Origin of the sequence: Vibrio sp. 947 (assembly GCF_033339115.1) — a bacterium.
GTDB lineage: Bacteria > Pseudomonadota > Gammaproteobacteria > Enterobacterales > Vibrionaceae > Vibrio > Vibrio alginolyticus.
The window spans coordinates 47,287-61,573 of the sequence record NZ_JAWOTX010000031.1 but is presented as its reverse complement, the minus strand read 5'-3'; the positions used below and the strand labels follow the sequence as shown (position 1 = coordinate 61,573).

The window sequence follows — 14,287 nt, the reverse complement described above, 5'->3', positions numbered from 1 at the left end:
GTCTACGTTTCGCGATCCGTGAAGGTGGCCGTACAGTAGGTGCTGGTGTTGTTGCTAAGATCTTCGACTAATTCATAACGAATTAAACGAAATCTTGCACTGTTCTTCTTTTTGAAGAAAGCGCATCGAAAAGGGAAGCTTAGGCTTCCCTTTTTCATTTCTAGATTACATTTAGTTATAAGTGTTGAAATAAAAGACGTCACTTTTTCGATTTAAAAACAGAGTTTTACCGGCTTTGTTTCTTAACGCTTTTACTCACCCCTCTTAACCCTTTGATCTTTTCCTGCAGCGGTAAAATCGTTATAACCAAATATTCTGAGCGGACACCATAATGCGACTGGTAACAAGAACTATTCTTGTTTATATTGTTTGTCACAGATTAGTTTTATAGGTTTTTTGAGTATGTACGTTTGTCTTTGCCATGGTGTCTCCGACAAAAAAATTAGGAAGTTGGCGATAGATGAAGGCGTAACAGATATTAAAGGAATCAAAAAGTGCACGGCATTGGGCAGCCAATGTGGTAAGTGCATCAGACAGGCCAAGGAAATTTTAGCGGAAACTAGTTACACGGAATTTAAACAAGCCAGCTAATTGCTGTAAGTATGCAGTAATTATTTGCCTTACATTTTGACACCTTCTCATTTGCTTCTACATTTAAATGAAGCCAAAGAGGAGGGTTTTGTCATGAAAGGCGATCCAATCATCATTCAACATCTCAATAAAGTGCTCGGTAACGAGCTCGTCGCTATTAATCAGTATTTTCTTCACGCCCGAATGTATAAAGACTGGGGCTTAAAGCACCTAGCAGACAAGGAATATCACGAATCTATCGATGAGATGAAGCATGCCGATCATCTAATTGAGCGTATTTTGTTCCTTGAAGGCCTACCGAACCTACAAGATTTAGGTAAGTTGATGATTGGTGAAGATACCAAGGAAATGCTCGAGTGTGACTTAAAGCTTGAAATGGCGGCTATTCCAGATTTAAAAGATGCGATTGCCTACGCTGAAGACATTCGAGATTATGTGTCTCGAGATCTCTTCCAAGATATTCTTGAAGATGAAGAAGAACATGTTGATTGGCTAGAGACGCAACTTGGCTTGATTGAAATGTCTGGTATTGAGAATTATCTCCAAGCGCAATACGTGGACGAAGAGTAACGATACTTTCTAAGTTTGCATACTCCAATAATAGTAAGAAGAAAGAGCACCTGACTCGAAAATCGGGTGCTTAACCCCGTTATCTGGTCTAATCTCTTTTATTATCGGCTTTTTAAGGATATTGCTCGCAATCTTGCCTATGAAGTTTGATTTCTATCCGATAGAATTTATGCCCCCTTACCTAAAAATAAAAAAGAGAAACGTCCATGTCTGAAGACAACCACCAAGCAGCCACTCCAGAAGAAGAACATCGCCAAAAAGCATTGGATTACCATGCTTATCCAACTCCAGGAAAGATTGCTGTCGAACTGACAAAGCCTGCGGAAACGGCGGGTGATCTTGCCCTTGCATATAGCCCTGGTGTTGCAGAGCCAGTGCGTGAAATCGCACAAAACCCGGATAACGTGTACAAGTACACTGCAAAAGGGAACATGGTTGCTGTTATTTCTAACGGTACCGCTATTCTAGGTCTAGGTAACCTAGGTCCACTTGCATCTAAGCCAGTGATGGAAGGTAAAGCGTTACTGTTTAAGCGTTTTGCAGGTCTTGACTCTATTGATATTGAAGTTAAGCACCGCACGATCGATGAATTTGTTGATACTGTTGCGAGCATTGCAGACACTTTTGGCGGTATCAACCTTGAAGATATTAAAGCACCAGACTGTTTTGAGATTGAAAAGCGTCTGATTGAACGTTGTGATGTACCAGTATTCCACGATGATCAACATGGTACTGCTATTGTAACGGCAGCGGGTATGCTGAATGCAATCGAACTTCAAGGTAAGAAACTTGAAGATTCAACAATTGTTTGTCTTGGCGCTGGCGCTGCCGCTGTAGCGTGTATGGAGCTTCTGATCAAATGCGGCGCAATGCGCGAAAAAATCTACATGCTAGATCGCAAAGGTGTGATTCACACTCGTCGTGATGATCTTAATGAATATAAGCAGCTATTTGCGAACAATACAGATAAGCGCACACTAGAAGACGTGATTGAAGGTGCAGATCTGTTCCTAGGTGTATCTGGTCCAAACCTATTGCCAGCGGAAGCGTTGAAGTTGATGGCAGATAAGCCAATCGTATTCGCATGTTCTAACCCGGATCCTGAAATCAAGCCGGAACTTGCTCACGCAGTTCGTGATGACTTGATCATGGGTACTGGCCGTAGTGATTATCCTAACCAAGTTAACAACGTATTGTGTTTCCCATTCATTTTCCGCGGTGCTCTTGATGTGCGTGCAAGTGAAATCAATGATGAAATGAAACTTGCAGCCGTTGAGGCGATTCGTGAGCTAGCAAAAGAGCCTGTACCTGAAGCCGTATTGAAGGCTGCAGGTGTTGATAAGCTAGAGTTTGGTGCGGACTATATTATTCCAAAACCAATGGATTCACGTTTGCTACCACGTGTTGCAAAAGCGGTCGCTCAGGCGGCGGTTAATTCAGGTGTAGCTCGTATCGAGATGCCTGAAAACTACATGGCAGAGTAATATATCTTTCAGATGTGATACACAAAAATGGGACGCTATTGCGTCCCATTTTTTATGTCATTCATTTGGCTCGAGGCAAGAGTTATTACCTGAAACCTCTTATCAGGCTTTTTTATTCTTCGTCGAATGACTCAAATTCGATGCCCATTTCCGTCATCAGCGCTTTTACTTCTGTTGGAATATCATCAGGACGGTCTTTACGAAGGTCTTCATCTGTCGGAAGTGGCTGACCTGTGTACGCGTGCAAAAATGCCTCGCATAACAATTCGCTATTGGTTGCATGGCGTAAGTTATTGATCTGACGGCGAGTACGCTCATCAGTTAGCACCTTTAAAACTTTTAGCGGGATAGAGACGGTAATTTTTTTTACTTGTTCGCTTTTTTTGCCGTGCTCTGCATATGGGCTAATGTATTCGCCATTCCAGTCAGCCATTGCACACCTTCATTTATGTAATCGGTTAAAAATAATTTAGGTGCTGATTTTAGCTGCATTTACCGCCATAAGCAAAGACATATAGACGTCTAGAAGTGTTGACGTCTCATTTTTTGACGAGTAAAGTGAACATAACAGCAAAGGAAGCGTGTTGATCACTTTATGTTACTCATTAGATATAGCGCATTCCTATTTAGAAGTCATTACCCGTGAAAGGATACACCCATGAGCACTCGCAAACTTGCGACCATTGCAGTACGCACTGGTATTGAATCAGACAGCCAATATCATGCTGTCGTTCCACCTATTTATCTTTCCACTAACTATGGTTTTCCTGCTTTTGGTGAAGTGCTCAAGTATGATTACACACGATCTGGTAATCCAAACCGCGGACTGTTGGAAAGTGCGCTATCTGAACTTGAGTCTGGAAAAGGAGCGGTTGTTACTAACTGCGGTACGTCGGCATTAAATTTATGGGTTTCCGCTTTTCTCGGCCCAGATGATCTCATTATTGCTCCTCACGATTGTTATGGCGGCACCTATCGTCTTTTTAATACCCGAGCTAGCAAAGGCGATTTTAAGGTTCAGTTTGTCGATCAATCAGACGAACAGGCTTTAGATGCTGCATTGGCACAAAAACCAAAACTCATTTTGCTAGAAACTCCGTCAAACCCTCTGGTTCGCGTAGTGGATATTGCAGCTACTTGTGAAAAAGCGAAACAAATCGGCGCGTTAGTTGCGGTGGACAATACCTTTTTGACACCCGTGTACCAAAAACCTTTAGAGCTAGGTGCGGATTTTGTTATCCACTCCACAACAAAGTACATCAACGGTCATTCGGACGTAATTGGTGGAGTAATCATCACCAACACAGAGGCGCATGCAGAAGAGCTTGCATGGTGGGGCAATTGTATTGGTGCAACGGGCACACCTTTCGATAGTTATATGACGCTGCGAGGTATTCGTACGCTTGGTGCTCGTATGCGAGTACATGAGGAGAGCTCACAGCAGGTACTGGCTTACCTACAGAAACAAGCGTTAGTTAAAACTATCTATCATCCAAGCCTGCCGGAACATCCAGGTCATGACATCGCTAAAAAGCAGCAAACGGGCTTTGGCTCTATGTTGAGTTTTGAGTTTGCTGGTTCGTTTGAACAGTTAAAGGTGTTTGTGAAAGAGCTCCAACTGTTTTCATTAGCAGAGTCATTAGGTGGTGTAGAAAGTTTGATTTGCCACCCAGCATCCATGACGCACCGTGCAATGGGTGAGGAGGCGCTGGCGGAGGCTGGGGTCTCTCATCAACTATTGCGTTTGTCTGTCGGTTTGGAAGATGCACAAGACCTCATCACAGATTTAGAACAAGCGTTCGCTAAAGCTACCCAGTAATAGGAGACGATAACAATGACTGTACAACGTCAGCTGCATAAGTTTGGTGGCAGTAGCTTAGCAAACCCAGAATGCTACTTACGCGTTGTGGGTATTCTCAAGGAGTATTCGACAGAAAATGATCTTGTGGTCGTCTCTGCTGCAGGAAAAACCACTAACCGCTTGATTGAGTTTTTGGAAGGGTTAAGTAAAGATGGCCGAATTGCGCATGAAGCGCTTCAAAGCTTGAGACAGTTCCAAACTGAGCTAATAGAAAGCTTGTTGGAGAGTGAAGCAAAAGAAGAGCTGTTAGCTTTATTACATGATGAGTTCAGTACTCTCTCGGAGCTGACTGCACCACTCACTAATGCGCAAAAAGCCGCGGTACTGGGGCACGGAGAAGTATGGTCTGCTCGCCTATTGGCCGCGTTATTATCTCAACGTTCTATCCCTGCGGTTGCACAAGATGCACGAGCGTTTTTACGTGCAGAAGCGGGAACTCAACCAGAGGTTGATCGCGCTCGTTCATACCCTTTAATTAAAGAGATCCTCGCGCAGCATAACCATAAACGTGTGGTAATTACTGGCTTTATGGCTCAGAACGAGGCAGGAGAAACCATCCTACTTGGTCGTAACGGCTCTGACTATTCTGCAACGGTCATAGGCGCGCTTGCTGAAGTCAGTACTGTCACGATTTGGAGTGATGTTGCTGGTGTCTATAGTGCCGATCCACGTTTGGTGTCTGACGCTTGTTTATTACCGTTACTTCGATTGGATGAAGCCAGTGAACTTGCTCGCTTAGCTGCCCCAGTGCTACACAGTCGTACGCTTCAGCCTGTGGCGCAAAGTACCATGGACCTTAATCTCAAGTGTAGCTATCTGCCAGAGTCGGGTTCTACTCGTATTGAGCGTGTATTGGCATCTGGTCGTGGCGCTAAAATTATTACTTCACTGGATGATGTTTTATTGGTGCAGTTGTCTTTCATGCATGGGCACGACTTCGAAAAAACACAGAGTGATGTATTACAAGCGTTGCAGCGCGCGCAATTAGAGCCACTGGCATTTGAAGCTCAATCCGATCAGCACACGCTACGCTTGGCTTACACCGCAGAAATCGCCGGTGGTGCATTGAAACACTTGCAAGAGCTTGCGGTAGAGGCAGAAATTAAGCTAAAAGAAGGTTACTCGCTCTTAGCTGCGGTAGGTGCAGGCGTTACGAAAAACGCCAATCATTGCTTTGGCTTTTATCAGAAGCTAAAGCACTCTCCGGTAGAATTTATCTCTGAAACAGACTCAGGACTGAGCCTAGTCGCTGTTTTGCGCCGTACTGATACCGAGGCGTTGGTTCAAACGATTCATAGCCAGTTGTTCCAAGCGCAAAAACGCGTGGCAGTGGCTTTATGTGGCAAGGGTAATATTGGTTCTAGTTGGTTAAATTTATTTGCGACGCAAAAAAGTGAGCTCGAAAAACGTCATGGTATGAGCTTTGATCTTGTCGCGGTTGTGGATAGCCAAACCTATTGGTTCGATGAGCAAGGTATTGAGGCGGCGAGTGTTGCTGAACGATTTGATGATGAAAGCATAGCAAACAATGGGGATTGGCTGGCACGTTTGGGAGCACTTAAAAGCTATGATGAAGCCGTCGTGCTTGATGTTACCGCGAGTAAAGAGTTAGCTCAGCGCTACGTAGAAATCGCACAGCAAGGCATTCATTTGATTTCCGCTAACAAAGTGGCCGGTTCCGCAGATAGTCAGTACTACCATCAGGTTCAAGATGCATTCGCTAAAATTGGTCGTCATTGGCTATACAACGCAACGGTTGGTGCTGGGTTACCGATAAACCATACCGTGCGAGATCTTCGTGAAAGTGGGGATGAAATCGTCGCTCTATCGGGGATTTTCTCGGGGACGTTATCATGGCTGTTCCAACAGTTTGATGGTTCTGTGCCATTTAATGATTTAGTCGATCTTGCTTGGCAGCAAGGGTTAACCGAACCTGACCCTCGTTCTGATTTAGATGGCTCCGATGTAATGCGTAAGTTAGTCATCTTGGCTCGAGAATCGGGCCTAGATATAGAACCAGACAGCGTTAAAGTTGAGTCTTTGGTGCCAGAAGAATTAAGAGAACTGAGCTTAGATGATTTCTTCGATAATGGAGCATTGTTGAGTGAAATACTTCAAGAGCGTCTGACAAAAGCACAGAGAAACGATCAAGTGCTTCGCTATGTGGCGCGTTTAGAAAAAAATGGTAAAGCAACGGTGGGAGTCGAAGCGTTATCTCGTGAGCACGCGCTCGCCAACTTATTGCCATGCGATAACATTTTTGCCATAGAGAGCAAGTGGTACAAAGATAACCCTCTGGTCATTCGAGGACCAGGCGCAGGCAGAGAAGTGACAGCCGGCGCTATTCAATCCGACCTCAACCGATTGGCTGGTTTATTTTAAAGTTGCGATTGACCTAAAAACCCTGGAATTAATCCAGGGTTTTTTATTCCCCTATCAGTGCCATACTGAAGTCATAACCCGTGCAAAATGGCGAGATGATGCTCAAGTAGAAACTTGAACTATCTTCATTATTAACTTGAGAAAAATTCATAATTACAAGGTTGACATTAAATCGTATTCAATACATTCTGTAGACATATAGACGTCTAAACGTCGATTTTAAGGATTTGTTTTCGTGGCGGAGTGCCGCAGGGAGAGTAAGATGGGATATACGCACGCAGGCCATATCGACGCCTTGAACCAGAATATTGCTGAGTTATCAGATAACATCAATGTATCGTTTGAGTTTTTTCCGCCAAGCAGCGCTAAGATGGAAGAAACACTTTGGAATTCAGTGCACCGTCTTAAAACGCTTCAACCTAAATTTGTTTCTGTGACTTACGGTGCGAACTCCGGCGAGCGTGACAGAACACACTCCATCATTAAAGAAATTAAAGCAACAACCGGATTGGTTGCCGCTCCCCATCTCACTTGTATTGATGCGACTCGTGAAGAGTTGATTAATATTGCCGATGATTATTGGAACAATGGTATTGAAAATATCGTCGCTCTGCGTGGTGATATTCCTCCAGGTGGCGGTGCGCCTGATATGTATGCCTCGGATTTGGTTGAGCTGCTGAAATCACGCCACGATTTCGATATCTCCGTTGCTGCATTCCCTGAGGTTCACCCTGAAGCTAAAAGCGCTCAGTCTGACTTATTGAACCTAAAACGTAAGGTAGATGCAGGTGCAAACCGTGCTATTACTCAGTTCTTTTTTGACGTTGAGTCTTACCTGCGATTCCGTGACCGTTGTGTCGCAGCAGGAATTGACGTAGAAATTGTGCCAGGAATTTTGCCTGTATCGAACTTTAAGCAAGCTTCTCGCTTTGCGGCACAGAACAACGTGAAAGTACCAGGATGGATGAGCAAACAATTCGATGGTTTGGATGATGATCCGGTGACTCGCCAGCTTGTAGGAGCTAGCCAAGCTATTGATATGGTGCGTGTACTGAGTCGTGAAGGGGTTAAGGACTTTCACTTCTACACACTAAACCGTGCAGAGATGACTTACGCGTTATGCCATACGTTGGGTGTTCGTCCTCGCGCAGTAGTCGGTGCGTAAATCTGGTTTCAAAAAGATAAAAGGCTTGCCAAGTGGCAAGCCTTTTTCGTTTTATCAAAGCAAAAGGAGTTTAACCAATCACTTCAAGTTCAGTTAGAACTTCTTCTGCCCAAGTGATCCAAGTTTCACGTAACAGTAGGTTACGGCGAAGCGTTAGACGTTCTAGGCGAGCTTGTTTATCTAAAGTTGACGGCGTTGCGTAGTAAGCCGCTTCAATTTCTTTGTAGTGAGAAACCAGTTTGCGAGACTCTTCAACTAGCTCGGCGAGTTGGTCACGGAATGGAGCCGCTGGTTGAACGGCACATGCCATCAATTTCGCTGAAAACTCATCACGAACTGTTGGGTGTGCAGTTGGTTGATCAAACCACTCTCCTAAAGCGCTGCGACCAGCGTCTGTAATGGAGTAAACCTTGCGGTCTGGTTTGCCTTCTTGGGGTTCTAATACGCAAGTAACCAGTTCTTTCTCAGCCATTTTGTTGAGTTCACGGTACACCTGTTGGTGGCTTGCTTTCCAGAAGTAACCGATGCTAGCAGAGAATTCTTTAGTGATATCGTAACCGGTTGCGTCGCGAGTGCTAAGAACAGTTAAGATTACGTGTGGTAATGACATGTCTTCAATCCAAATGGTCAATAAACTTGTAAACAAGCTACTTATACTTTCAGCTGCGCTCTTACTGGCACTTGAGTTTTTTAATGTATAAGTAACACCAACAATGTTGGTCCTGTCACCTTAAAGCCGTTTATCACCTAGAGAGATGGGGAGTCCCATCAAGGCTGGAGCAGGTATGATTGGATTTATGAGCTCTCAGCAGGCAAGTAGTATATAAATAATAAGCATGAAGTGGAATAGTAGGACAAAATTACCCTAAAAAACTAACATAATAATCAATAGTGTTAACTTGTGGTTTTTTATTCTTTTATTTTGGTACTTTTGGGGTCTATAGTGGTATATTTAACTGCCTTTGTTTTGGTGCGATTATCCTGTGATAAAAAAAAGCTGAGCATTTGCCCAGCTTTTTATTAAAAATGAAACGATTAGCCTGTGTTGCGCATACCAGCAGCAATACCAGCAATCGTCACCATCAACGCTTCTTCCAAGTTTGCAGAAGCTTCTTCGGTTTGACGCGTGCGGTATAGTAGCTCTGCCTGTAGCATATTCAATGGCTCAACGTAGATATTGCGTAAGCGAATCGACTCGAGTCCCCAAGGGTCATGCTGCATCAAGTTTTCATTGTTCTCTACATTCAGTACCGCTTTGATGTCTTCTTGAAGCTGAGCACGAAGTTTTTCACCGAGTGGACGGAGCGACTCATCCACCAATCGCTCATCGTAGTAGCGAGAGATATCAATATTACACTTCGAGTACACCATTTCCAGCATGCCGAGACGAGTTGAGAAAAATGGCCATTCGCGGCACATCTCTTCGAGCAATGCTTGGTGGCCTTTATCGATCGAGTATTGAATCGCTTCACCTGCGCCTAGCCATGCAGGAAGTACCAAACGGTTTTGACTCCATGAGAAGATCCACGGGATTGCACGTAAGCTTTCTACTCCGCCCTTAGGGTTGCGTTTTGCAGGACGAGAACCAAGTGGCAACTTGCCGAGTTCGAGTTCTGGTGTTGCTTGGCGGAAGTAAGGCACGAAATCTGGCTCGCCACGAACCACATTTCGGTAAGACTCACAGCTTACTTCTGATAGCACTTCCATCAAGTCGCGCCATTCTTGTTTTGGCTCCGGTGGCGGTAACAAGTTGGCTTCCAGAATCGCACTTGCGTATAGGTTAAAGCTGTTTACTGCGACATCTGGGAGACCCAGTTTAAAGCGGATCATCTCGCCTTGCTCTGTTACACGTAAACCGCCTTTCAAGCTTTTTGGTGGTTGCGACAAAAGCGCAGCATGCGCAGGTGCGCCACCGCGACCGACTGTGCCCCCACGACCATGGAATAGAGTTAGCTCAACGCCTTCTTCTTCAGCCACTTTAACTAACGATTCCATCGCATGATACTGAGCCCAACCTGCAGACATAACACCTGCATCTTTCGCTGAGTCAGAGTAACCAATCATGACCATCTGGTGGTTTTGGATAAAACCACGGTAAAGGTCAATCCCCATAAGCTGCTTGATGACCGATTCCGCGTTGTTCAAATCGTCTAGCGTTTCGAACAGAGGACACACATCCATGCGGTAAGGGCAACCAGCTTCTTGTAGCAGTAGATGAACGGCTAGTACGTCAGAGGCGGTACGTGCCATTGAAATAACGTAAGCGCCAAACGCTTCACGCGGTTGTGCTGCAACAATCTTGCAGGTATCCAAAACCTCTTTGACGGGTTCAGACGGTTCCCAATCACGAGGGAGAAGCGGACGTTTAGATGCCAGCTCGTTAGTTAGAAAAGCAATCTTATCTTGCTCATTCCATTGTTCGTAATCACCAATACCTAAGTAGCGAGTTAGTTCAGACAAGACGTCTGAGTGACGCGTGCTCTCTTGGCGGATATCAAGACGTACAAGATGGATACCAAATGCTTTTACGCGGCGTAGTGTATCCAGTAGTGAGCCGTTGGCTATTACACCCATGCCACATTCGTTTAGTGACTGGTAGCAGGCATACAGCGGTTCCCAAAGTTGCTCGACTTTTTGCAGTGGTGCTTTAACAGCCAGCTTTTGACCGTGGATCTTAGCATCGAGAATATCTTTGGTTTCATTGAGCAGAGTGCGTAATTGCTTCAGGATCGCACGGTATGGTTCGTGCTGATCTTCGCCAGCAAGCTCACGGACTTGATCGTTTGAAACTGTCATAGACAGCTCGCTGATCAACTCGTTGATGTCATTGAGATAAAGATCGGCGGCTTTCCAACGAGACAAAAGTAAGACTTCACGCGTAACGTTGTGAGTAACAAACGGGTTACCGTCACGGTCACCACCCATCCAAGAGGAGAAGTGCACTGGGCGAGCATCAATGGGTAAACCTTCTCCAAGGTAAGATTTTAGACGGTCATTCATCTCACGTAGGAAGTCCGGTACTGCTTCCCATAGCGAGTTTTCAACGACCGCAAAGCCCCACTTTGCTTCATCCAACGGAGTTGGGCGTTGTTGTCGAATCACGTCTGAATGCCAGCCTTGGGCAATCAGTTGCTCTAGGCGGCGTTCGGTTTTTCTGCGCTCTTTAGAAGAAAGATCGCTTAGCTCCAACTTTGATAAGCACTCGTTTATCTTGACCAGTTTGTTGATCATCGTGCGGCGCGTAATTTCTGTTGGGTGAGCCGTCAATACCAATTCAATATTTAGATCACGAACCGCTTGGGCAGTGTCCAGTTTGCTCACATCGTTTTGTACCAGTTTAGAAAACAGCGAGTTAATCGCGTCTGGCTCGCAAATGTGCTCTTCACAATGGCGTGAAATCGTGTGGTATTGCTCAGCGATATTGGTGAGGTTTAGAAATTGGTTAAACGCGCGAGTAACGGGCGTTAGCTGCTCATCAGGTAGATGTTTGATTTCTTCGATCAAGCTGTCCCTGTCTGCTTGATTCCCTGCTTGAGCTGATTTGGATAATTTACGAATGGTTTCCACTTTCTCGAAGATTTCTTCGCCATGGGCATCGCGAATGGTGTTACCCAATAAGTGGCCTAACATGCGCACATTACTTTTGAGTGCGGCGTATTTCTCGTTCATTGTCGTCCTGCCTCGTAAAAAAACTACATCCATTGTCCTTGTTAAGACTCCAATCTAGCGAAAAGCACCAGTTATAGTCAAATAAAGCAGACTAAGTTTGCAATTATTCCGCTGTCTCCTGATTTAGAGCAAATTTACGGCAGCCATAGAGTAAGAAGTGAAAATTAATTACAAAATAACAAGTTAAATAAGTGTTAAGACTAGCGCTAAATTGTGAAGATAAAAAGATGCAGCTCAATCGAGCTGCACAGACTTTCGAGCTTAAACGCGTATTAACAGCAGTACTTGACCATTGCCTTTGAAAGCACATCAATTGTGGGGTCGATAAAGTCGAAGGATAGAAACTCATCCGGTTGATGGGCTTGGTCGATTGACCCAGGGCCGAGCACCAAGGTTGGACACAACTGTTGTAGAAATGGTGCTTCAGTACAGTAGTTCACGGTTTCTGAACTGGTTTGGCAGATCTCTTCAACACCACCGATAAATGGGTGGTCATGTTGGCATTCGTAACCCGGAATAGGCTCATGCAATGGAATAATCTCCAGTCTCCCAGGCCATTTCGCTTCGACTTCTTTTAATGCTCCGCGCAACATGTTCTCTAAACCATCAAGGCTAATGCCGGGAAGAGGACGCACGTCGTAATGCAGCTCACAGCAACCACAAATACGGTTAGCGCTGTCACCACCGTGAATGTGTCCAAGATTTAGGGTAGGGCTTGGAATGGCAAAACCCGGATGGTGATATTCTTTAATCAATTTGTCACGCAGTTGCATCATGGCGAACATGACTTCATGCATGATCTCAATAGCGTTAACGCCAAGCGCTGGGTCCGATGAGTGACCGGACTTGCCTGTTACGCGAATGGCATTTGCCACATGCCCTTTATGACCTCGAATTGGTACAAGGCTGGTGGGTTCACCAATGATGCAGTAATCCGGCTTAAATGGGGCGTTTGCTGTGAAATGTCGCGCGCCCAACATGGTGGTCTCTTCGTCACAAGTGGCTAATACGTAGAGTGGTTTGCTCTGCTTGCTCCAATCGACTTTCTTCACTGCTTCATAAATAAAGGCGAAAAAGCCTTTCATGTCTGCTGTGCCTAAACCGTAGAAGCGGTTGTCTTTTTCCGTCAGTTTATGCGGATCGAAATTCCATCGCCCTTGATCGAATGGCACGGTATCACTATGGCCAGCAAGTAAAAGGCCACCTTCACCCTCACCCATACGTGCGATCATATTGTGCTTGCCTGGCTCGACTTCGATCACTTCAACGCTAAAACCCAGATCTTTAAACCAAGATGCGAGTTTTTCGATGACTTTTGCATTGCCCTGATCCCAGCTCGGATCCGTGGAGCTGATAGAAGAGGTGCTGATGAGTCCTTCATAGACCTCTAGAAAAGTTGGTAATTGCATGGATTCTTCAAATCTCCTGTTGACAGACAGACCACAAAAATGTAAAACACATATTAAATCATATTTAATGAATAAAAAATCAAAATAAAGCAAAAATTAAATATGAATAGTCATTTGAGCCTTTAAGTATATGGATGTTACACAATGCTAAAAACCACGATTATTGGAGCCAGCGGTTACACCGGCGCAGAGGTAGCGTTAATGGTTAATAAACACCCACAACTCACGCTATCAGGTTTATACGTTTCCGCCAACAGTGTTGATGCGGGAAAGAGCATCGCGCAGCTGCACGGTAAGCTAGCGGGCATCATTGATATGCCAGTTTTACCAATAACGGCTCCACTGCAAATCGCTCAAGAATCGGACGTGGTGTTTTTGGCAACGGCTCACGAAGTCAGCCATGATTTAGCCCCAACTTTCTTGGAGGCAGGCTGTCAGGTATTCGATTTATCGGGTGCATTCCGTGTGAAAAGTGAAGGCTTTTACGACACTTTTTATGGCTTCGCACATCAACATAACAACTGGCTAGATAAAGCAGCATACGGCTTAGCAGAGTGGAACCAAGAATCAATAAAAACCACTCCTTTGATTGCAGTAGCAGGTTGCTACCCAACCGCTTCACAGCTTGCAATCAAACCTTTATTAGAACATGCGTTGCTCGATACCAACCAATGGCCAGTGATCAACGCAACCAGTGGTGTATCAGGTGCAGGGCGTAAAGCCTCCATGGTTAACAGCTTCTGTGAAGTGAGCTTGCAACCTTATGGTGTATTTAACCATCGTCACCAGCCAGAGATTGCTCAGCACTTGGGTTGCGATGTGATTTTTACTCCGCACCTCGGCAACTTTAAACGCGGCATTCTTGCCACTATCACCATGAAGCTTGCGCAAGGTGTGACAGAAGCACAAGTGGCACAGGCGTTTGAACAAGCTTATCAAGGCAAGCCTGCGGTGCGTCTTAAAGGCGACGGTATTCCACGTATTCAGGATGTCGAAAATACCCCTTTCTGTGATATCGGCTGGAAGGTACAAGGCGAACACATCATTGTGATTTCAGCTATCGACAACCTACTTAAAGGTGCATCGAGTCAAGCGATGCAATGTCTCAATATTCATTACGGTTACCCAGAACTGACAGCGTTGCTGTAGTCGTTGA

The 14,287-nt window shown here is 45.1% G+C and carries 11 protein-coding genes and 1 pseudogene; 8 read left to right on the top strand and 4 right to left on the bottom strand.

What is annotated here, in order from left to right; all coding sequences use genetic code 11:
* From R7Q39_RS25715 to R7Q39_RS25700, 4 genes and pseudogenes are all read left to right on the top strand, one after another.
* A pseudogene (locus R7Q39_RS25715) lies at nucleotides 1-71 on the top strand (elongation factor Tu); the annotation flags it as partial.
* 331 nt (nucleotides 72-402) lie between these two features.
* On the top strand, nucleotides 403-591 hold the full coding sequence (locus R7Q39_RS25710; protein WP_005381360.1) for a (2Fe-2S)-binding protein: 189 nt from the start codon (nucleotides 403-405) through the stop codon (nucleotides 589-591).
* A 93-nt stretch (nucleotides 592-684) separates the two neighbouring features.
* On the top strand, nucleotides 685-1,161 hold the full coding sequence (gene bfr, locus R7Q39_RS25705) for a bacterioferritin (RefSeq protein ID WP_005381359.1): 477 nt from the start codon (nucleotides 685-687) through the stop codon (nucleotides 1,159-1,161).
* 206 nt (nucleotides 1,162-1,367) lie between these two features.
* Nucleotides 1,368-2,645, top strand: a complete 1,278-nt coding sequence (locus R7Q39_RS25700) for a malic enzyme-like NAD(P)-binding protein (protein WP_005381358.1) — start codon at nucleotides 1,368-1,370, stop codon at nucleotides 2,643-2,645.
* A gap of 112 nt (nucleotides 2,646-2,757) precedes the next feature.
* Here R7Q39_RS25700 and metJ read toward each other — a convergent pair whose 3' ends face one another.
* Complete coding sequence (gene metJ / locus R7Q39_RS25695; protein ID WP_005381353.1) at nucleotides 2,758-3,078, bottom strand: met regulon transcriptional regulator MetJ; 321 nt, start codon at nucleotides 3,076-3,078, stop codon at nucleotides 2,758-2,760.
* Between the two features lie 225 nt (nucleotides 3,079-3,303).
* On the opposite strand from metJ, the gene R7Q39_RS25690 reads away from it, so the two are divergent.
* The 3 genes from R7Q39_RS25690 to metF all read left to right on the top strand — a co-directional run bounded on the left by R7Q39_RS25690 (nucleotide 3,304) and on the right by metF (nucleotide 8,053).
* The gene (locus tag R7Q39_RS25690) at nucleotides 3,304-4,464 is read left to right on the top strand and encodes an O-succinylhomoserine (thiol)-lyase (protein WP_318077055.1); all 1,161 of its coding nucleotides are present in this window, start codon (nucleotides 3,304-3,306) and stop codon (nucleotides 4,462-4,464) included.
* Nucleotides 4,465-4,479: 15 nt separating this feature from the next.
* Entirely contained in the window at nucleotides 4,480-6,888 is a 2,409-nt protein-coding gene (locus R7Q39_RS25685) for a bifunctional aspartate kinase/homoserine dehydrogenase II (RefSeq protein ID WP_115386339.1), read from the top strand.
* Nucleotides 6,889-7,150: 262 nt separating this feature from the next.
* Complete coding sequence (metF, locus tag R7Q39_RS25680) at nucleotides 7,151-8,053, top strand: methylenetetrahydrofolate reductase (protein ID WP_005381345.1); 903 nt, start codon at nucleotides 7,151-7,153, stop codon at nucleotides 8,051-8,053.
* A 70-nt stretch (nucleotides 8,054-8,123) separates the two neighbouring features.
* Here the strand turns inward: metF and R7Q39_RS25675 are convergent, their stop codons facing one another.
* The 3 genes from R7Q39_RS25675 to argE form a co-directional block, all read right to left on the bottom strand.
* On the bottom strand, nucleotides 8,124-8,663 hold the full coding sequence (locus R7Q39_RS25675) for a PadR family transcriptional regulator (RefSeq protein WP_005382791.1): 540 nt from the start codon (nucleotides 8,661-8,663) through the stop codon (nucleotides 8,124-8,126).
* Nucleotides 8,664-9,088: 425 nt separating this feature from the next.
* Nucleotides 9,089-11,722, bottom strand: coding sequence for a phosphoenolpyruvate carboxylase (gene ppc, locus R7Q39_RS25670; RefSeq protein WP_086047071.1), 2,634 nt, complete (start codon nucleotides 11,720-11,722; stop codon nucleotides 9,089-9,091).
* Between the two features lie 272 nt (nucleotides 11,723-11,994).
* Complete coding sequence (gene argE, locus R7Q39_RS25665) at nucleotides 11,995-13,131, bottom strand: acetylornithine deacetylase (RefSeq protein ID WP_005381335.1); 1,137 nt, start codon at nucleotides 13,129-13,131, stop codon at nucleotides 11,995-11,997.
* A gap of 144 nt (nucleotides 13,132-13,275) precedes the next feature.
* On the opposite strand from argE, the gene argC reads away from it, so the two are divergent.
* Complete coding sequence (gene argC, locus R7Q39_RS25660; protein WP_318077054.1) at nucleotides 13,276-14,280, top strand: N-acetyl-gamma-glutamyl-phosphate reductase; 1,005 nt, start codon at nucleotides 13,276-13,278, stop codon at nucleotides 14,278-14,280.
* Nucleotides 14,281-14,287 lie beyond the last annotated feature (7 nt).